Source organism: Vibrio sp. KUL80, from assembly GCF_059725495.1.
This window is the reverse complement of record NZ_AP045841.1, coordinates 2532097-2551488: the sequence shown is the minus strand read 5'-3', so window position 1 is coordinate 2551488 and position 19392 is coordinate 2532097. Positions and strand designations below refer to the sequence as shown.

At 45.7% G+C, this 19392-nt stretch carries 17 protein-coding genes; 10 read left to right on the top strand and 7 right to left on the bottom strand.

Annotated elements, in window-relative coordinates; translation table 11 throughout:
* Window positions 1–12: 12 nt before the first annotated feature.
* On the bottom strand, window positions 13–240 hold the full coding sequence (locus AC6I8U_RS11710) for a YejL family protein (RefSeq protein WP_042474173.1): 228 nt from the start codon (window positions 238–240) through the stop codon (window positions 13–15).
* 84 nt (window positions 241–324) lie between these two features.
* Between AC6I8U_RS11710 and yejK the strand changes: the two genes are divergently transcribed.
* The 4 genes from yejK to asd all read left to right on the top strand — a co-directional run bounded on the left by yejK (window position 325) and on the right by asd (window position 5399).
* Window positions 325–1323, top strand: coding sequence for a nucleoid-associated protein YejK (gene yejK, locus AC6I8U_RS11705; protein WP_042474175.1), 999 nt, complete (start codon window positions 325–327; stop codon window positions 1321–1323).
* Window positions 1324–1430: 107 nt separating this feature from the next.
* Window positions 1431–2786, top strand: a complete 1356-nt coding sequence (locus AC6I8U_RS11700) for an Hpt domain-containing protein (protein WP_498016981.1) — start codon at window positions 1431–1433, stop codon at window positions 2784–2786.
* Window positions 2787–2902: 116 nt separating this feature from the next.
* Window positions 2903–4105: a chemotaxis protein gene (locus AC6I8U_RS11695; RefSeq protein ID WP_498016980.1), complete on the top strand. Its 1203-nt coding sequence runs from the start codon at window positions 2903–2905 to the stop codon at window positions 4103–4105.
* A gap of 175 nt (window positions 4106–4280) precedes the next feature.
* Complete coding sequence (gene asd / locus AC6I8U_RS11690; protein ID WP_234494210.1) at window positions 4281–5399, top strand: aspartate-semialdehyde dehydrogenase; 1119 nt, start codon at window positions 4281–4283, stop codon at window positions 5397–5399.
* Window positions 5400–5457: 58 nt separating this feature from the next.
* On the opposite strand, the gene AC6I8U_RS11685 is transcribed toward asd, so the two are convergent.
* Together AC6I8U_RS11685 and AC6I8U_RS11680 are read right to left on the bottom strand one after the other, a co-directional pair.
* A complete protein-coding gene (locus AC6I8U_RS11685; RefSeq protein ID WP_498016979.1) occupies window positions 5458–6312 on the bottom strand; it encodes an ion transporter in 855 nt (284 codons plus the stop codon).
* 186 nt (window positions 6313–6498) lie between these two features.
* On the bottom strand, window positions 6499–7137 hold the full coding sequence (locus tag AC6I8U_RS11680) for a YchE family NAAT transporter (RefSeq protein WP_042474190.1): 639 nt from the start codon (window positions 7135–7137) through the stop codon (window positions 6499–6501).
* A 656-nt stretch (window positions 7138–7793) separates the two neighbouring features.
* Here AC6I8U_RS11680 and adhE point away from each other — a divergent pair.
* Window positions 7794–10493 carry a bifunctional acetaldehyde-CoA/alcohol dehydrogenase gene (gene adhE / locus AC6I8U_RS11675; protein ID WP_498016978.1) on the top strand — a complete coding sequence of 900 codons (2700 nt, stop codon included), beginning with the start codon at window positions 7794–7796 and terminating at the stop codon, window positions 10491–10493.
* Window positions 10494–10621: 128 nt separating this feature from the next.
* Here the strand turns inward: adhE and AC6I8U_RS11670 are convergent, their stop codons facing one another.
* The 3 genes from AC6I8U_RS11670 to sodB all read right to left on the bottom strand — a co-directional run bounded on the left by AC6I8U_RS11670 (window position 10622) and on the right by sodB (window position 12706).
* Window positions 10622–11296, bottom strand: a complete 675-nt coding sequence (locus tag AC6I8U_RS11670) for an SDR family oxidoreductase (protein WP_498016977.1) — start codon at window positions 11294–11296, stop codon at window positions 10622–10624.
* A 209-nt stretch (window positions 11297–11505) separates the two neighbouring features.
* On the bottom strand, window positions 11506–12009 hold the full coding sequence (locus tag AC6I8U_RS11665) for a VC2046/SO_2500 family protein (protein WP_498016976.1): 504 nt from the start codon (window positions 12007–12009) through the stop codon (window positions 11506–11508).
* 112 nt (window positions 12010–12121) lie between these two features.
* Window positions 12122–12706, bottom strand: coding sequence for a superoxide dismutase [Fe] (gene sodB, locus AC6I8U_RS11660; RefSeq protein WP_042499104.1), 585 nt, complete (start codon window positions 12704–12706; stop codon window positions 12122–12124).
* A 298-nt stretch (window positions 12707–13004) separates the two neighbouring features.
* On the opposite strand from sodB, the gene AC6I8U_RS11655 reads away from it, so the two are divergent.
* Both AC6I8U_RS11655 and AC6I8U_RS11650 read left to right on the top strand, forming a co-directional pair.
* A complete protein-coding gene (locus AC6I8U_RS11655; RefSeq protein WP_042474195.1) occupies window positions 13005–13343 on the top strand; it encodes a Grx4 family monothiol glutaredoxin in 339 nt (112 codons plus the stop codon).
* Between the two features lie 402 nt (window positions 13344–13745).
* Window positions 13746–14840, top strand: coding sequence for a methyl-accepting chemotaxis protein (locus AC6I8U_RS11650; RefSeq protein WP_498016975.1), 1095 nt, complete (start codon window positions 13746–13748; stop codon window positions 14838–14840).
* A 49-nt stretch (window positions 14841–14889) separates the two neighbouring features.
* Here the strand turns inward: AC6I8U_RS11650 and AC6I8U_RS11645 are convergent, their stop codons facing one another.
* A complete protein-coding gene (locus AC6I8U_RS11645; protein WP_498016974.1) occupies window positions 14890–15960 on the bottom strand; it encodes a PLP-dependent cysteine synthase family protein in 1071 nt (356 codons plus the stop codon).
* A gap of 123 nt (window positions 15961–16083) precedes the next feature.
* Between AC6I8U_RS11645 and AC6I8U_RS11640 the strand changes: the two genes are divergently transcribed.
* From AC6I8U_RS11640 to AC6I8U_RS11630, 3 genes are all read left to right on the top strand, one after another.
* Window positions 16084–16545: an Lrp/AsnC family transcriptional regulator gene (locus AC6I8U_RS11640; protein ID WP_234494204.1), complete on the top strand. Its 462-nt coding sequence runs from the start codon at window positions 16084–16086 to the stop codon at window positions 16543–16545.
* A 121-nt stretch (window positions 16546–16666) separates the two neighbouring features.
* On the top strand, window positions 16667–17842 hold the full coding sequence (locus AC6I8U_RS11635) for an iron-containing alcohol dehydrogenase (protein WP_498016973.1): 1176 nt from the start codon (window positions 16667–16669) through the stop codon (window positions 17840–17842).
* On the top strand, window positions 17843–19306 hold the full coding sequence (locus AC6I8U_RS11630; protein ID WP_498016972.1) for a coniferyl aldehyde dehydrogenase: 1464 nt from the start codon (window positions 17843–17845) through the stop codon (window positions 19304–19306).
* Window positions 19307–19392: the final 86 nt, after the last annotated feature.

Below are 19392 nucleotides of genomic sequence, written 5' to 3'. Positions count from 1 at the left end.
CGTTCTTAAATTTTAGTGTTGGTCTTTTGTTTCTAGGGATGAAATCAGAGCCTTAGAGAATTTTTCCGCAATTGCTTGGCGTTGTGAAGGAGCAACGTTTTGATTTAAGACATTGGTTGCGATATTCCCTGCGATCATCAAAGAAAGTTCTGCGCTCGCACCGTGTTTGTCTAGAACAGCGGCAACTTCGGCAAGGATGTCTTCAACTTGTTGATCGGTATATTTAGATGTAATTGGCATAAAGACTCTGCTAATGATAATGAAAGCGGCTTATGATACCCTACTCTGCATCACAAACGAAACAGCAACCATGATAAATTCACAATGAGTTTGAACCTATCTAACGTAATTTTACACCAGTTAGCAATAAATGAGCAGGAAGAGCTTGTCGTTCAGTATCGCCAAGAGATGCTTCAAAATGACAGTTCTACTGAAACTCTAGTCGCTGAACTGCATCGTGTCTTCAATTCGAAAGCAGGAAAAGGGTTTGGTTCCTTCACGAGCGAAAGTGATTTCCAAATTTGGCTAAGTGAACTGCTCAAAGGCGAGAAAGATTTCTATAGCTTTTCTCAGCAGAGCGCAGAGCGATTAAAGACCGAACTGGCGAAGTACCCATTTGCCGAAGCGGGCACTTTAGTGATGGCTCAATATCAGTCTCTGGCTACAGATTATCTGTTCATTGGTTTATTGCCTTCTTACAACAGTTTGCAAGTAACTGAAGGTTTGAACATTGGTTCTATTGATTACCTCGATATTGCCAAAATGGATATCGCGGCACGTATCGACCTGACAAGCTATGACCTTGATAAGAGCTCTAATCGTTATTTGACCTACATTAAAGGACGTGTTGGTCGTAAGGTTGCTGATTTCTTTTTAGACTTCTTGCAAGCCGAAGTAGGCTTAGATACCAAACAGCAAAACTCGATACTGATGCAAGCGGTCGAAGACTATTGTGCCGATGCACAGTTGGACAAAGACGAAACGGTAAACTACAAAAAGCAAGTTTATGATTACTGTAATGACCAGCTGAAATCTGGTGATGAAGTTCAAATCAAAGAGTTATCTGGAGAGTTACCAAGCAATGAAGGTGCAAGCTTTTTGGATTACACTCAAGAGCAAGGTTATGAGCTAGAAGAGAGCTTCCCAGCCGATCGCTCGACCGTTCGTAAACTCACTAAATTTGTCGGTGCTGGCGGTGGTCTAAATCTAAGCTTTGATAGTCTGTTGTTAGGCGAGCGCGTGTTCTACGATCCAGATACAGATACGTTGACGATTAAAGGCACACCACCTAACTTAAAAGACCAACTCACTAGAAATCGTTAATTCGTTAAAAGCGCTACTTTGTAGCGCTTTTTTGCTGGTGACGTCTTTGTGCTAAAACTATATAGGGTAAAGGAAAAGCCTAGCTTTGTGTCGAGAGGGACCGATTGTTGAATCTATTCAAGCGTCTTAATGGTATTGCTGTTGCCATTGTACTGTTGTGGTCTATCGCAGTCGCGAGTGTTGTTTATGTTTCATCTCAAGAAGAGAAAATAACGCACTTAATTGACGAAATAACCTTTAGTATCGATAAACTTCGTCAAACCCTGTTCCTTGCTCAACCATACCGAGCCCGCTTTTCTGAGCAGCTAGAGCTAGAAATTCAGCTCATTCACGCCCAAACGGTTCAATTAAAGTCTCTCACCCAGTCGGATTTATTATCGGATGTCTCCCATACTGTCTATCTGCTAGAGCGTTTTGTAGAACAGGCGCAGTTGTTGGCTCGCGATGAAGCGCGAATGGATACTTTTATCACTAGTATCAACGACAAACCTCAAGATCTTAGTGACCCCGCACTATCGCTGAGCAATCGTTTATCGGCCGTAGTATTGGATACCTTATTCAACGAATCCGTTGAACCCCGACAAGTTTATTTGAAGCTAGAAGATATCCAAAGAGAAGCCTACCGACTGCCAAGCACAGACCGTATCCATCTTCTTGAGCTGAACTCACAAGCTTCAGTATTACTTTCACAGTCTGCAAACACCGAATTTTTGGTTGAGCGTGTTGTTAATCATCCCGTGATGACCGAACTGTCTTTAAGAGAGCTGCAGTCGGAGCGCTTAGTCAGTGGGCAGGTATTATTTATCTCACTGGCAAGCTTAGTGGCGATACTATGTTTATTTTCACTGAGCCTGAGTGGAGGGCGCGTTGCTAGAGCTGATAATGAGTCAGAACTAGTCTCTTACCAAGACGAACTGCCCGCGGGCAACGCTCAATCCACAGCTGCGGATGAACCCCAGAACACCAAATCTTCAGTGAGTGGTACAAAACAACCTGATCATCAACTGGATCACAGAGAAGTCCCATCAGGTGAAGCCCAAACCGATGACTTAGAGCCACCAACATTGGCCGTGGTTAAGTCAGAGCAGTCGACGGAACAAGCGAAAAAAGAAACCTCGGTATCGTCAATTCAGTTTGAAAATATGTTGAGTACGTTGGATGGCGACCAAGAGTCTATGCTGCTTTTGCTTGGGGTTTTCGTTTCGGAACACAGGAAGGATGCGGAAAAGTTACGCGACCTGGTGGATTCAGACATCGAGAAGGCAACGCGCGTAGCTCATACGTTAAAAGGCGTATCAGGCAGTATTTTTGCTGAAGAACTGCGACAAAGCGCCATTGTCGCAGAGCAGCAGCTCAAAGATACTCAGTCTTTGGAACCTGATGCCATCAGCGAGCTTGAGCGATGCTTGAGTATGGCCATATTGTCGGCAGAAGACTACATCTCAACACAGAGTCAGCAATAACGCTTAGTAATTCGCCAAATTTAGACTATAAATATCAATAGTTAACGTGAATTTTACGTAGCTCATTTATAGTGGCGGTAATATACCCGAGCAATTATCTGACGTTGAGGTCTCCAATGAAACATCTGCATCGCTTACGCAGTGCATTACTTCTTTTCTTTGTCACCTTGGTTTCTGGCTGTTCGTTATTGGAGATCCAGCTTGATAGCCAGACGACGCCTTTGACAAAACAAGAGCTCAACATGCGTTTGATGACGCGTGAATTCAGCCGTGAGTTCTTCACTCAAGTTGAAATGACCGCTGATTCTCTATCCTCAAAGTACGATGAAACAGATGTGATGAATCAATCCCATATTCTACTTTGGAAAATTCATGCGGAAGAGGGGCTACAACAGTCTGCCTATCAGGTTTCACCTGCAGCAGGACTGATCGATACCTGGGTGTTTACTCTGCAAATGGAACAGTTCTTCGTGTCTGGTCCGGGTAAATCTATGTTTATTACCGAAGAAGCTACTCAAACCGCAATCAAGCTCAGCACCGAGATTGATCAGCTAGCCAAGTCGTTATTCAAGTCTGACAGCTATTCAACCACCAAAGAATTCGTACAGAAGTTTGCAGCGTTGCATCCTTTTGAAAATCTGATGTTTGCTCGTATCCCTGCGTATCGTGAATGGTTGAAGGCTCAAGGAATTGATGAGAGTGAGGTGACCACCACACTGGGAACTATGCCTGAAGCATTGTCAGACGTTTCAGATCGCCTGTCGTTAATGTCTGAGCAAACACCAAAGCTGATGACTTGGAAGGCTCAACTGATAGCGCTTAACAGTAATGTGAATGGCGATGACATCCGTGGTGCGATTCAGAGCTTTCAAGTGAGCGCGGAAGCGTTTCGTGATTTTGTCGAGAACAATCCAGAATACATGCGCGATCTCGCGCAAAAGATGGCGATTGAACTTCAGCCACTGCTCAATGATCTCGACGTGAAAACACAAGATAAGTTGACACAACTTAGTGCCGAGCGCCAAGCACTAGATGACATGGTTGCTCGAGAGCGTGAAGAGCTGATCAAGATGATAGAGCGAGAGCGCAAAGAGATCGCGGTCATTGTGAATAGTGAGCGCGAGTTGTTTGCTCAGGACCTAGATAAGATTTCACAGGATGTACTGACTCTTGCTGTAGAAAAGCTGATTCAGTTAATTAAAAGTACGATTGTTTACTTTATCTTATTCATTTTAGTGATCTTCTTTGCTCCTCTAGGATTAGGTTACGCCTTGGGTAAGCGGGCTCAAGTGAAGAAAGAACGGAAAATAGCAGACTAATAATGAAAAGGCTCCCAACGGAGCCTTTTTGCTATATAGCGACTGTAAAAATCGCAATAACTGGTTGGGTTTGTGAAAAAAACTTCATCAATATGTGAATTTGCTCTTGTGTTATGGCTCGGAAAATTTTATAGATGGGGGAGCCTTTATTTAAATTCACACGGAGAGTAATTCAATGAGAGTAGGTTTAGTCGGTTGGCGTGGCATGGTGGGTTCTGTTCTGATGCAACGCATGGTCGAAGAAAAAGACTTTGATGTCATCGAACCCGTTTTCTACAGCACGTCTCAAATTGGTATTCCAGCGCCAAACTTTGGTAAAGATGCCGGACTTCTACAAGACGCTTTTGATATTGAAAGCCTAAAACAACTGGACGCCGTGATTACCTGTCAAGGTGGTAGCTACACTGAGAAAGTGTACCCAGCACTTCGCCAAGCTGGCTGGAAAGGTTATTGGATTGATGCTGCTTCTACTCTCCGTATGGACAAAGATTCAATCATTACCTTGGACCCAGTGAACCTTGGTCAAATTCAAGACGGTCTTATCAAGGGTACCAACACCTTTGTTGGCGGCAACTGTACCGTTAGCTTGATGCTTCTTGGCTTGGGTGGTCTATACGAGAAAGGTCTTGTTGAATGGATGAGCGCAATGACGTACCAAGCGGCTTCGGGCGCAGGTGCGAAAAACATGCGCGAACTTATCTCTCAAATGGGCGTAGTAAATGATTGTGTGACTTCTGAACTGGCAAATCCAGCGAGCTCTATTCTAGATATTGATCGCAAAGTGGCTGAGACCATCCGTTCATCTTCGTTCCCAACCGATCAATTTGGTGTACCTCTAGCAGGCTCACTCATTCCGTGGATCGATGTGAAGCGTGAAAACGGTCAAAGTAAAGAGGAATGGAAAGCTGGCGTTGAAGCAAACAAGATCCTTGGTTTGCAAGATAGCCCAATTGCTATCGATGGCACATGTGTTCGAATCGGCGCAATGCGTTGTCACGCACAGGCTCTGACCATCAAGCTTAAGCAAGACGTGCCTATGGATGAAATCGAAGAAATCATCGCAACGCACAACGACTGGGTGAAAGTGATTCCAAACGATCGCGATATCACGGCTCAAGAGCTGACGCCTGCAAAAGTAACCGGCACTATGTCTATCCCGGTTGGTCGTCTAAGAAAAATGGCGATGGGTAACGACTTCCTCAATGCCTTTACCGTCGGTGACCAGCTACTGTGGGGTGCGGCAGAGCCACTACGTCGTACACTGCGCATTATCTTGGCTGAGAAGAAAGGTTAATTTTCTCTCATTCATCCAAGTTTGAAAAAGCCCTCTTAAGAGGGCTTTTTAGTTTCTGCTATTTTAAATCTTCAGAATCGACGTCAACAATTCTTTTGTCAGGCGTCGCCAACTCACTACCGCAATGCTTGCAATGCAGCGCATCACTTTCATGCCCCGACTTTGAACAGTTTGGACACTTCACCAAGCTTCTATGGGTCTTCATTTCTTGGCCTAGTTCTGCCGTAATGATTCCCGTAGGGACGGCAAGAATGGAGTAGCCGAGCAGCATTGTCAGCGAGGCGAGTCCTTTACCAAGCGGTGTACTTGGTACTAAATCTCCGTAGCCAACCGTCGTAATGGTCACAATTGCCCAGTAGATACTTTGTGGGATGCTGGTAAACCCATTCTCTGGTCCTTCTATAACATAGATAAGCGAGCCAAATATCGTCACCAATATCGCAACCGTGCTAAAAAAGACCAAGATCTTACGACGCGACATCAGCAGTGAACGAAGCAAAATATTCGAGTCTTGCAGATACCGAACCAGTTTAAGGATGCGAAATATGCGCATGACGCGAAGCAGTCGTATCACCCCCATAAAAGTGGCTGACGGGAATAGTAGCGCTAGGTAGGTCGGAAGAATCGACAGTAGGTCGACGACGCCGTAGAAGCTGGTGGCGTAAGCCTTTGGCTTTGGCGAGCAATATAGGCGTACCAGGTACTCAATGGTAAACAAGGCCGTAAAGAAATACTCCAGGAGGACAAAGGTGTTATCCCACTCGCCGGATAGCCCTTCAATAGAGTGCAGCACTAGTACAGCCAGCGATATTAAGATCGCGATGATAAGAGTAATATCAAAAATTCGACCTGCACGGGTGTGATGACCAAAGATGATAATGTACAGCTTGTGCTTTAAGCGGTTGTTTTCCATAGCAAGAGTTTATAAGTCTTCAATATGGCTAGTATATACCCAAGACGCGGCAAGGGGCAGTTTTGCTAGGGCAAGAGTCGTTTCGTTTATGGCAAGGGAGAGTGCCAGTAAAGAGCAGAGAAGTTCAAGCACCATGGTAACAAGGTGCTTGAGAGGGGCAAAGATGTCAGGGAAAGGCTAGGTCAGTTAAGCGAGACCAGGGAAAAGTGCTTTTAGGCCATTCGCCATAAACTCAATACCCAATGCACCAAGGATCAGACCCATGATACGCGTGATCACGTTGATACCCGTTTGCCCAAGGAAACGAACGATGAGCGGTGCAGAGCGATAAAGTAGCCATGAGCATAGAGCAAAGACGATGATACTAATAATGATACCAACCGTTTCGACCATGCCTGGGTAGCGAGCGCCATAAACAATCGTCGAACTGATAGCACCAGGGCCAGCCATAAGCGGCATCGCAAGGGGTACAACACCGATTTGCTCTTTACTTACGTACTCTGACTTTTCTTGTTTGTTCTGCTTATCCTCACCCAACTTACCCGACATCATCGAGAAAGCGATACTAAGCAGCAGCAATCCACCCGCTACGCGGAACGAGTCTAAAGAGATGCTGAACATATCTAACAGGATCTGACCTGCCAATAATGACGTAATAAGGATCACTGCAACCGCAATGTTCGCTGTGGCGGCCGTTTTGTTCTTGTCCTCGGGTGACATATGGCCCGTCAAAGACACAAACACAGGCATGATCCCAACCGGGTTTACCGCAGCGACCAAACCAAGGAAAAACTGCAAATAGATTGCAAATTCGATGCTACTCATAGACTTATCTCGATGAAGGAGTAGGACGTAATGCTATGCATTTATGTCCAAGTAAAAAGTGCGGGTAATGTACGACATTGCAGCGGGATAATCGACTAAAAATTGATGGCTATTTAAGACAAATAGTTCGTAGATATGAAGTGGGAGGTCTGGTGTGCAAATATGAATAGATTATGAAGGAAAAGTTCGTGCCACAACCGAGGTAACATACCTTTGCGTTGCAAAAATGTTGCTCATGTCTTGTTTTGATTATTTTTACGTCATGGGTTGAAAGAAAGTAATGTCATCTACATATACTTAGTAGCACGAGGGTGACGTTTTACTTGTCTTTGGCGTACAAAAGTGAAACTTTTTTACACAATTGTTAGGTGTTATGAAAAAAAAATACTGAATGGTGCTTTTTTGAGCTTGGTATTTTACTTGGGTAACATCAATTAAAACAACAGGTTACGTCGCGCAACCCTTTGGGGTTACTACTATGTAGGTAAATTACTTTTCAGATCTGATCTGAGTCAATTTTTTTCACAGCGTGAAAGATTATACTCAGCTCTGAAAGCAGTTTACTAAGTAGAGTTGTTCTGTTGTTAAGTGATTCATTAGCAGAAGTAGCTAACTTACTAAAAAGTTTTTAGTTTTTTTATTTTAGGAGATTCCTTATGCCTGTAACAAATATGGCTGAACTAGATGCAATGGTTGCACGCGTCAAAGCGGCACAAGCAGAATTTGCAACTTACTCGCAAGAGCAAGTAGACAAGATTTTCCGCGCAGCATCTCTAGCAGCTAACCAAGCTCGTATTCCTCTTGCACAACAAGCGGTTGAAGAGTCTGGAATGGGTATCGTTGAAGACAAAGTTATCAAGAACCACTTCGCGTCTGAGTTCATCTACAACAAGTACAAAGACGAGCAAACTTGTGGCATTCTTGAAGAAGACGACAACCTAGGCACTATGACTATCGCTGAGCCTGTAGGCATCATCTGCGGTATCGTACCAACAACTAACCCAACTTCTACTGCAATCTTCAAATCTCTAATCTCTTTGAAGACTCGTAACGGTATCATCTTCTCGCCACACCCACGTGCGAAGAACTCTACTAACGATGCAGCTAAACTAGTTCTAGATGCAGCAGTAGCAGCAGGTGCTCCAAAAGACATCATCGGTTGGATCGACCAACCATCTGTAGAGCTTTCTAACGCTCTTATGAAGCACGACGACATCGCTCTTATCCTTGCAACTGGTGGTCCAGGCATGGTTAAAGCAGCATACTCTTCTGGTAAGCCAGCAATCGGTGTAGGTGCAGGTAACGTTCCTGTAGTTATCGACGAAACTGCTGACATCAAACGTGCAGTAGCTTCTATCCTTATGTCTAAAACGTTCGATAACGGCGTAGTTTGTGCTTCTGAGCAGGCTGCAATCGTTGTTGACTCTGTATACGACGAAGTTAAAGAGCGTTTCGCTTCTCACAAAGCATACGTTCTAAGCAAAGCTGAAGCTGAGAAAGTACGTAAAGTTCTTCTAATCGACGGTAACCTAAACGCTAAGATCGTAGGTCAACCAGCTCCAGCAATCGCTGAGATGGCAGGTGTTAAAGTTCCAGCTGACACTAAAGTTCTAGTTGGTGAAGGTCTAGGTAAAGTTTCTTACGACGACGCATTTGCTCACGAGAAACTATCTCCAACTCTAGGTCTATTCCGCGCTGACGATTTCGAAGACGCTGTTGCTCAAGCGGTAACTATGGTTGAAATCGGTGGTATCGGTCACACATCTGGTCTGTACACAAACCAAGACGTTAACGCTGACCGCATCCGTTACTTCGGTGACAAGATGAAGACTGCACGTATCCTTGTAAACATCCCAACTACTCACGGTGGTATCGGTGACCTTTACAACTTCAACGTAGCGCCTTCTCTAACTCTAGGTTGTGGTTCTTGGGGTGGTAACTCTATCTCTGAGAACGTAGGTCCTAAGCACCTAATCAACAAGAAAACTGTAGCGAAGCGAGCTGAAAACATGTTGTGGCACAAACTACCTAAGTCTATCTACTTCCGTCGTGGCAGCCTTCCAATCGCAATGAGCGACCTAGAAGGTAAGAAGCGCGTATTCCTAGTAACTGACCGTTTCCTATTCAACAACGGTTACAGCGACGAAGTAGTGAAGCTTCTTAAAGCTCAAGGCATGGAAGTTCAAACTTTCTTCGATGTAGAAGCGGATCCAACGCTATCTGTTGTTAAGAAAGGTGCTGAAGCAATGCAAAGCTTCCAACCAGACGTAATCATCGCTCTAGGTGGTGGTTCTCCGATGGATGCTGCTAAGATCATGTGGGTAATGTACGAGCACCCAGAAACTCACTTCGAAGAGCTTGCAATGCGCTTTATGGACATCCGTAAACGTATCTACAAGTTCCCTAAAATGGGTCAAAAAGCTGAGCTTGTATGTATCACTACAACATCTGGTACTGGTTCTGAAGTTACTCCATTCGCAGTTGTTACAGACGACGAGACTGGTGCTAAGTACCCACTAGCTGACTACGAACTAACTCCTAACATGGCTATCGTTGACGCGAACCTTGTTATGAACATGCCTAAGTCTCTAACAGCATTTGGTGGTTACGATGCAGTCACTCACGCTCTAGAAGCTTACGTATCAGTTCTAGCGAACGAATACTCTGACGGTCAGGCTCTACAAGCACTTAAGATGCTGAAAGAGTACCTACCTTCAAGCTACGCGAACGGTGCAAATGACCCAATCGCTCGTGAAAAAGTACACAACGCGGCAACTATCGCTGGTGTAGCATTTGCGAACGCATTCCTAGGTGTTTGTCACTCAATGGCTCACAAGATTGGTGCTGAGTTCCACCTACCACACGGTCTGGCGAACGCACTACTAATCTCTAACGTTGTTCGTTACAACGCAAACGACAACCCAACTAAGCAAACTGCGTTCTCTCAATACGACCGTCCACAAGCACGTCGTCGTTACGCTGAAGTCGCTGACCACCTAGGCCTAAGCCAAGCTGGTGACCGTACTGCTCAGAAGATTGAACGTCTACTAGCATGGTTGGAAGAGCTTAAGAAAGACCTAGACATCCCAACTTCTATCCAAGCTGCAGGTGTTGCTGAGTCTGACTTCCTAGCGAAGCTTGATGAGCTAGCGGTTGAAGCGTTCGATGACCAATGTACTGGTGCGAACCCACGTTACCCACTAATCTCTGAGCTTAAAGAAGTTCTGAAAGCGGCTTACTACGGTAACGCATTCGTTGAAGGCGAAACTTTCGAAGGTACAACTGTTATCAAGAAGAAAGCAGACCAAGAAGCGAAGCCAGCTGCTAAAGCTAAAAAAGAGAAAGCTGAAGCTTAATTCAGTAGTAGATTTTCGCTAGCACGAAATCTAATTCGGGAAAATTAGTAAAGCCCCTTCAGAAATGAAGGGGCTTTTTTTATGCGTTTGATTCAGAAAAAGGAGTGATGATTACGCTTTTACGCCCACTATGCCTCTGCACTTACCACGCGACCACTGAAGTAGTCATTGCTGACAATGTATTCGGTCGTTCTTGTTAATTCATCCTGGATCCGCGACCAGTTAGCATCAATGTGATAGCCATGAGAGCTAACCGGAATCACGCCACCGACACGAATATTGCGTGGCTTGAGTTCACGAGCCCAGCTTTTGGTAAAGCCAGTGACAATAGAAGAGGTGTTGTCTAAATCGGTAAAGCACTGCTCAGGCTCTTGAGCGACCACATTGACGATAACGCCTGAGTGCTTTTCTGACATCCTGTCTGCAGCAACCTGCCCAAATAAAAAGAGACTGGACGCGAGCAGCGAAAATTGGTTGATAAACTTGTTGCTATCACTGACATCGGTCAGTGATTGTTTCGGTAGTGATGTCCAGTGATTAACCAAGACATTGGGTGGTCTGCCGACATGGGCTTCTATGTCATCGAAAATGCTTTCTATCGAGCTGGGTGTCATGTCGGTAATGTGAACCTTAGTGACGAGCTCTGTGACTTCTTGGCAACGCCGGAATGTGGCGCTGAGCGCATTGTTGTCTTTATCGCAAAGCACCAGGTTTGCACCAAGGCGTGCGAAATGCAGTGCAATCATTGCACCTAAGCTGGTACCAGCAGATGTAATCAAAACTACCGAATTTTTAATGATCATAGTTACCCCGAAAGTGCCGGTTTCGGATACAGTTTGGCGAAATGCCATTCCCCTGAAGTAATAACTTGGTAGAAAAACTGTGAGTCAAATGTGAATAACTTCAAGTTTTTGTGGATAGGAAAAATATCAAACCGTTATTTTAGCGATAAATCACACTCTGTACGGAAAAACTGGACAGCGTTACATTAGAAACCACCTAAAAATAGGGGTTAAAGGTGGATAGACAATCCGTCCTTACGATGCGCGGTGGATAACTGGTTATATAGAGTATCTATTGTAGGTTTCGGAGCAGACTTTTGACCAAGCTGACGGCGAGTATGACCAGAAAGGTTGTGGTATACCTCTTCGGCAAGGCCGTGAGTATCCACAGGGGCATAGTTGAGTGGCTCTGGTCGGCTATAGTGCTGCAGCTTCGCGCTAGGTAGGCCGCCATCATGAAACTGCTTAGCGATGCTGGCAGAGACCTCGTAGTCATCAAGTTCGCCTTGCAGTTTTTGTGCGGTAGGGACGTCGAAGCGTTTTCTCAATATTGCTTCATCAGTAATTTTGGTATCAACATCCTCAGTCACTGAGGTTTCACGAGAGTCTTGAGAAAACATAGACAACATCAACGCAAAGTCCGCGCGTCTACCTTGCTCTACGGCGCGATTAAGCGACGTACCACACTGTAGCTCGTTGATTAAATTGGCTTTGTCTAAATGATGAATTTGCATAAAGTCCTCTCGTTACAGAGACTTTATCGGCAGGGGCCTAGAGAGCTTTAGAGATAAAATAAAAAAAGACCTGTATTAACAGGTCTTTAAGAAAAACTCGGTAAGGAGCGGATTACTTAGCTAGGTTTTCTTCTACGAATGCCCAGTTAACTAGCGCCCAGAAGCCATTCATGTAGTCTGGACGAACGTTACGGTAATCGATGTAGTAGGCGTGTTCCCATAGGTCTACTGTTAGTAGCGGAGTCACACCTTCTTCTGTTAGTGGTGTTGCTGCGTTAGAAGTGTTAACGATGTCTAGAGAACCGTCAGCTTTCTTAACTAGCCAAGTCCAAGATGAACCGAAGTTGTTGATTGCAGAATCAGTGAACTTCGCTTTGAACTCTTCGAATGAACCGAATGCAGCGTTGATTGCGTCTGCAACTGCACCAGTTGGCTCGCCGCCAGCGTTAGGCGCTAGACAGTGCCAGTAGAACGTGTGGTTCCAGATTTGAGCAGCGTTGTTGAATACACCACCAGAAGACGTCTTAACGATTTCTTCAAGTGTTTTACCTTCAAACTCAGTGCCAGGGATAAGACCGTTTAGCTTAACAACGTAAGTGTTGTGGTGCTTACCGTGGTGGAAATCTAGTGTTTCTGCTGAGATGTGTGGTTCTAGAGCGTCTTTCGCATAAGGAAGTGCTGGTAGTTCGAATGCCATTGCTCGCTTCTCCATTGATTATTAGCGGGTTTTTACCCTGATTGCTTCCAAGTATATTTTTTATTGAGTCGTGTGTTGACTGACTGCTTGCTATTTTAGCAAGTTTTTACTTTATTAAAAGAGCTGGTGATAAATTAATTGTGATGTTTTGTTTACTTAGCCCTTGATAGCTAGGGTTTAGGTAGCGTGCATCACATCTTAGCTACAATAGTATAACCACAATATTATTGTGCTTTTTATTCTGTGACGATTCGCTAGAATGTGAACACATTCGCAGTACAAGCATTTCGAGGAAGCAATGGAAACGATCGATAAAATCAAACAGCAAATTGAAGAGAACACAATTCTTCTTTACATGAAAGGTTCACCTAAATTGCCGAGCTGTGGCTTTTCTTCACAAGCAGCTCAGGCACTAATGGCTTGTGGCGAAAAATTTGCTTATGTAGACATCCTACAAAACCCAGACATCCGCGCAGAGCTACCAAAGTACGCTCAATGGCCAACTTTCCCTCAACTATGGGTTGAAGGCGAGCTAATCGGCGGCTGTGACATCATCGTAGAGATGTTCCAAAAAGGCGAACTTCAGCCAATCATTAAAGAAGCCGCGGCACGCAATGCGGAGGAAGGAGACGCTTAAGTCTTCTTCTTGTTGAGCTCTCAAGAGCTTAAAGCACGCTTCGCTTGACCCCTCCTAGCCTCCCGGCTACGCGCCCCGCTTGCAAGGGGAGGAACAAAAGCTCACCGCGCTTCACTTATTTAAATAGGCGATGCGACGATAGGAGCTAGCATGTTGTTCTCCCCCTTTATAAGGGGGAGCTAGAGGGGGTAAACGCGAAACCCAAACCACCCACCAATCCCCCAAATTCCGTTCCCCACACCTAAAAGCACTCCACCAAACCACCCCAAGTCCATACCCTAATAGGGTGATACCAGATACCCCTCATCACAACTTACCCTTCAAGCCATTTATATTTCCCTCACCAATGCTACCGTTAGAAAACAATAACGATAAAGAAAGCAGTAAAAGATAAGTGGTCATATGTTTGCATCCAAAAAACAACTCACTCAACTCCAACAGCAATTGCTATCTGAATCCGAACAGAAAGACACCTTCGCTTGCCAAGTCGAGCAGTTGCAGCAAGAGTTAGCTCACAAAGAGCAACAAATACGAAAACTAGAAGCGCAACTAGATAAACAGAAACAGCGCTCTCGACTGTTTTTGAGCTCTGTTACTTCCCAGCTGGTGGGTGCGACGAGCAATATTGAACAGGCGAATAATCAGCTCATCCATCAAAGTGATCAGCTTCAGGCGAACCTTGGTGTGTTTGACGCGACACAGCAGCAGCTTGAAGAGATGTATCAATCGCTCGATCAGGTCTCGCAATCTTCTAATGCGAGCAAAGAGACGGTGGCGGCACTACAAGTGCTGACAGGGGATATCACTCAGTTTATCAGTATCATTCATCAAATTTCAGAACAAACCAACTTACTTGCGCTTAATGCTGCTATTGAAGCGGCAAGGGCAGGAGAGCACGGTCGTGGGTTCGCTGTGGTCGCAGACGAGGTTCGTTCACTGGCTGGGCGTGCGAATGAAGCGGCGAGTGAGATCTCGGGATTGGTCGAGCGTATAGAAGGAAGTACCAACAAGGCGGGCGAGAATATCGAATTGGTCTCGTCACAAGTTGCCGAAGCTTCCAAAGGTGCTTCGGACATAGTTCAAGATACCCAGTCCATTTTGTCTCTTTCTTCTGACACGGTCGACGTCATCTATACCACTACGGTCGATATCTACGCGTCCAGTGCTATCGCGCAGTACACGAATATGTGGGCAACGGCGCACTCCAAGCTTATTGGGGCAGACTATGATGCGAGTTTGCTTGAGCTTGCTGAAAGTGAAACCATTTTTGGTCAAGTGATAGCGAGTCATGAAGAGACACAGCAGCTTGCATCCCCTGGTGGGCCTTTAGAGTATTTCTACGTTAAGGCGACGGCACTGCATGATGGATTGAGGCTAGTAGCGCAAGGCAGTAACGATTCGGACATGATTGACCAAATGGATATGGCGTATCGTGATCTCGTATCCTACATCGCAACGGCGCAAGAGAAAGTGAAAACCTCATACGCGCAAAAATAACAGGCGGAAAAAAGGGAGTGAATTATCACTCCCTGCCAACTGAGGTTAGTTACTCTGCAAGCTCACCTGTTGCTTCGAACACTTCGAGCATGTCTAGGTATGGTTGCAAATCCCCGATATTGTTATTAATCCACTCACTGTTGTAGTAAGTATCTAGGTAGCGCTCACCACTATCACACAGCAAAGTGACAATAGAGCCAGTTTCGCCACGTCTTTTCATCTCGCTTGCCAGCTGCAACACACCGTATAGGTTAGTACCTGTCGATGCACCCACCTTGCGACCTAGCGTTTTTTCCAGCCAATGGATGGTTGCAATACTTGCCGCATCTGGGATGGTACGCATCTCATCAACCACGCCTGGAATAAAGCTTGGTTCAACGCGAGGGCGACCAATACCTTCTATCTTGCTGCCACAATCACCGGTAATCTGTGCGTTACCTGTCTTGAAGTAGTCATGGAAAACAGAGTTCTCTGGGTCTACAACGCATAGCTTAGTATCGTGCTTTTGATAGCGAATAAAGCGGCCAATTGTAGCCGACGTACCGCCTGTACCAGGACTCATTACCACCCAAGATGGAATCGGATGATCTTCGAGCTCCATTTGGCTAAAGATAGAGTTTGCAATGTTGTTGTTACCACGCCAATCCGTAGCACGCTCAGCGTAGGTAAATTGATCCATGTAGTGGCCATTTAGCTCTTCAGCCAATCGGCGAGATTCCGCGTAAATCTGATCAGAGCGGTCTACTAGATGTGCTTTACCACCATAGAATTCAATCTGTTCAATTTTCTTGCGTGCTGTGCACTTTGGCATCACTGCAATAAAGGGTAAGCCAAGCAGACGAGCAAAGTAGGCTTCTGATACGGCAGTGCTGCCTGATGATGATTCAATCACAGTGGTCTCAGGACCAATCCAGCCATTACAGATCGCATATAAAAATAGCGAGCGGGCTAGGCGGTGTTTTAGTGAGCCAGTTGGATGTGTGCTTTCGTCTTTTAGATAAACGTCGATCCCTTCAATAATAGGGAGATCAAGTTTGATCAGGTGAGTATCTGCCGAGCGCTGGAAGTCAGCTTCAATTTTGCGAACAGCGTTGTTAATCCATTGGTGATCAGTACACATCGTCTTGGTTTCCTACTTTGTGATTGGCATGGTGATAATTTACCTACAGATAGAGAGAAAAACTTTGCTATATTTACTTCAATTTCGCTAGTTGGTAGAAAATTTTTCTACATTGGAGCTATTTTGGATATAGATAGTACAGATAAGAAGCTACTGTCCCTGCTGCAACAAGATGGGACCTTGTCGCTAAACGAGTTAGCCGAAGCGGTTAACCTCACCACCACACCTTGTTGGAAGCGACTTAAGAAGCTTGAAGAGAGCGGCGTGATCGATAAACGGGTTGCGTTGCTGGACCCAGAAAAGCTGGGTTTATCATTCACGGCGTTCGTACAGATAAAAACCACCAATCACTCTCATGAGTGGTATAAAGCCTTTGTCGAGACGGTGTCTTTGTTCCCCGAAGTGATGGAGTTCTATCGAATGGCGGGTGAGTACGATTACATGATGAAGGTGTTGGTGAAAGATATGAAGTGTTTCGATGAGTTCTACAAAAAGCTCGTCAATAGCATCGATGGGCTATCCAATGTGACATCTACCTTTGCGATGGAGCCACTAAAATACACCACAGCACTGCCAATACGTTGATTTGGTAGTAGTTCTCAACTTAAGCCACGTAACCTTGCCAGCGCCGAGTAATCACTCTATAACCTAGTGTAACTACATGAGTTCATGGACTGAGATTGCTGGCTACACACAAGGAGTGTTTATGTTGCATCAAGTATTGGTGTCGGTTAAAAAGCCCTTTATCAAAATGGTACCGGTGCCTAAGCCTGAATGTATTGTTGGGCAGGGGAAGGTGCTTGATGTAGCCAAATATTGCCAGCAATACTCAGTATCAAAACCGCTTGTCGTCACGGACAAGGTGTTGCTCGGTCTTGGTTTGTTGGATGGTATGTTGGCGTCATTGGAGAACGCTGGCATTAATGCATCCATTTTTGATGAGGTAAAGCCTGATCCCGACTACGCGACTGTGCGAGCAGGCGTTAAACAGTATCAAGCCAACGGCTGTGATGGGGTTATCGCGTTTGGTGGAGGCTCGCCGATTGATTGTGCTAAAGCCATCGCTGGAAGCGTTAAAACCAAAAAAGACGTGGCGAAGCTTCCCGGCCTTCTCAAAATTCATCGCCCGATTATGCCCTTGATAGCCATTCCAACCACGGCCGGGACAGGTTCAGAGGGGACTGTCGCAGCGGTTGTCAGCGATGTTGAGTCCAAAACTAAGCGAGCGATTACCGACCCATTTTTAGTGCCTAAAGCTGCGGTTCTCGACCCTGATATTATGCTGGGTTTGCCGCCTCAAATTACCGCAGAGACTGGGGTAGATGCCTTAACCCATGCGATAGAGTCTTACTTAAGCCTCTATGCCAATGCAGAGACTCAAATTATGTCTCTAAACGCGATTAAAGCAGTATTTGAGTATCTGCCTAAAGCGTACCTTGACGGCAGTGACTCTGAGGCGCGTGAAAAGATGGCAGTGGCCAGCTTTGAAGCTGGGCTTGCGTTTACTCGCACCTACATCGGTTATGTACATGCCATCGCGCACCAGTTAGGTGCGTTTTACCACGTTCCTCATGGCCGTGCCAACTCCATGGTTTTGCCTCATGTTCTCAAGTTTATTGAACAAAGAGATAACGCCAGACTGACAACGCTAGCGCAGACCCTAGGTTATAAACACAGTGAGGCATTCATCCAAGAGGTCGAGGGTCTTCTGGACTCGCTCGATATACCAAAATATGTCGCTGAGCTTCAAAAAGAGGACATCCCGGCTCTTGCCAAGCAAGCCATTAAAGAAGCCTTCGGCGAATACCCAGTACCAGAAGAAATGAATGTTCAACAATGCCAGCAACTATTAGAAGCGTTACTCGATAAAGGAGCACAGTAAATGAGCCTGGTCACCCTAGACGAAAAACAAATGATAGAGCGACTCCATGAGCAGCAGTCGGCGTTCAAAGAGGCACCGTTTATTAGTCGTGAACTCAGAAGGGCGAACTTACTCAAGCTTGAAAAAGTGCTTCGAGATAATCAGGCAGCGATATGTGAGGCGATTGCTAAAGATTTCGGTCATCGGTCATCAACAGAAACGGCTCTGCTCGAGCTGTTTTCATCCATCGAAGGCATTGTCGATGCACGTAAACAGCTCAAAAAATGGATGCGTGAAAAAAAGCGTCATACCTCAGTTTGGTTTTGGCCAGCGAAGAACAAAGTTGTTCCTCAGCCTTTAGGCGTGGTCGGTATCATCGTTCCTTGGAACTACCCGTTATTTCTAGCTATCGGTCCAATGACGGCGGCTCTGGCCGCTGGTAATCGAGTGATGGTTAAGATGTCGGAGAACTCGATGAACCTTTGCCAAACGCTCGGAGAGATCTTCTCGACGGCGTTTACGCAAGATGAAATCTGCTTTATTGCCGAAACGGGTGGTACAGGGCAAGCGTTCGCAAAACTGCCGTTTGACCATATGATCTTCACCGGCTCAGGGGTTACGGGTCGCAAAGTGATGGCAGCAGCGGCTGAGAATCTAACGCCAGTTACATTAGAGCTCGGTGGTAAGTCACCGACCATTATCGGTCCGGACTTTGATATCAAAAAGGCGATGAAGCGGATCTTGGGCGGCAAGGTATACAACGCGGGACAGACCTGTGTTGCGCCAGATTACCTGTTGGTGCCTGAAGACAAGGTCAAGCAAGTAGTGAAGGCTGCGAAGTCGATCATGAAAGGAAGATTCAAATCAATTGATCATCCGGACTATACTGCGGTGATTGATGCGGTGTCGTTCGAGCGTCTACAAGAGACTCTGGAACTGGCTAAAGAGGGTCAAGGTGAGGTGATTAACCTGATTCCCGCCAGTGAACCTGATCCTGAATCTCGCCGTTTCCCTCTTCATTTGATCGTAGAGCCTTCAGCGGATGAGGCAGTAATGACAAGGGAGATCTTTGGACCGATTCTGCCAATCATCACCTACAAGTCGATGGATGATGTCTATCACTTTATCGGCGAACGAGACCGGCCTCTCGCGCTCTATCTGTTTTCTGATGATAAAGAGCTTCAGGCATCAGTGCTGGAAAACACCATGTCAGGTGCCTACACCATCAATGAGGTGATGATGCATGTCGCGCAGCACGACCTGCCATTTGGCGGCGTTGGACCGAGTGGCATGGGGCACTACCATGGAAAAGAAGGCTTTGAAACCCTCTCCAAAATGCGTCCGGTGATGCAGCAGGGGAAATGGGCATCGACGGGATTTTTGTATTCACCGTACTCCGGTTTTGCTAAGCGAGTCATTAACTATCTGATTAATAGAAAGCTAGGCAAATATCCAAGTATTAAGAAGCCCAAAGCAAATAAGTAGAAACCTCCATATTGAGTGTCGCTAAGTAAAGTGACGTAAACAACGTGGCACTCAGTCACTTTTCCCTTACACTGTCCGTTAACATA

Excerpts from the sequence above, each read along its gene's own strand:
- AC6I8U_RS11710 (WP_042474173.1), bottom strand. The coding sequence starts at position 240 with ATGCCAATTACATCTAAATATACCGATCAACAAGTTGAAGACATCCTT.
- yejK (WP_042474175.1), top strand. The coding sequence starts at position 325 with ATGAGTTTGAACCTATCTAACGTAATTTTACACCAGTTAGCAATAAAT.
- AC6I8U_RS11695 (WP_498016980.1), top strand. The coding sequence starts at position 2,903 with ATGAAACATCTGCATCGCTTACGCAGTGCATTACTTCTTTTCTTTGTC.
- asd (WP_234494210.1), top strand. The coding sequence starts at position 4,281 with ATGAGAGTAGGTTTAGTCGGTTGGCGTGGCATGGTGGGTTCTGTTCTG.
- AC6I8U_RS11685 (WP_498016979.1), bottom strand. The coding sequence starts at position 6,312 with ATGGAAAACAACCGCTTAAAGCACAAGCTGTACATTATCATCTTTGGT.
- AC6I8U_RS11680 (WP_042474190.1), bottom strand. The coding sequence starts at position 7,137 with ATGAGTAGCATCGAATTTGCAATCTATTTGCAGTTTTTCCTTGGTTTG.
- adhE (WP_498016978.1), top strand. The coding sequence starts at position 7,794 with ATGCCTGTAACAAATATGGCTGAACTAGATGCAATGGTTGCACGCGTC.
- AC6I8U_RS11670 (WP_498016977.1), bottom strand. The coding sequence starts at position 11,296 with ATGATCATTAAAAATTCGGTAGTTTTGATTACATCTGCTGGTACCAGC.
- AC6I8U_RS11665 (WP_498016976.1), bottom strand. The coding sequence starts at position 12,009 with ATGCAAATTCATCATTTAGACAAAGCCAATTTAATCAACGAGCTACAG.
- sodB (WP_042499104.1), bottom strand. The coding sequence starts at position 12,706 with ATGGCATTCGAACTACCAGCACTTCCTTATGCGAAAGACGCTCTAGAA.
- AC6I8U_RS11655 (WP_042474195.1), top strand. The coding sequence starts at position 13,005 with ATGGAAACGATCGATAAAATCAAACAGCAAATTGAAGAGAACACAATT.
- AC6I8U_RS11650 (WP_498016975.1), top strand. The coding sequence starts at position 13,746 with ATGTTTGCATCCAAAAAACAACTCACTCAACTCCAACAGCAATTGCTA.
- AC6I8U_RS11645 (WP_498016974.1), bottom strand. The coding sequence starts at position 15,960 with ATGTGTACTGATCACCAATGGATTAACAACGCTGTTCGCAAAATTGAA.
- AC6I8U_RS11635 (WP_498016973.1), top strand. The coding sequence starts at position 16,667 with ATGTTGCATCAAGTATTGGTGTCGGTTAAAAAGCCCTTTATCAAAATG.
- AC6I8U_RS11630 (WP_498016972.1), top strand. The coding sequence starts at position 17,843 with ATGAGCCTGGTCACCCTAGACGAAAAACAAATGATAGAGCGACTCCAT.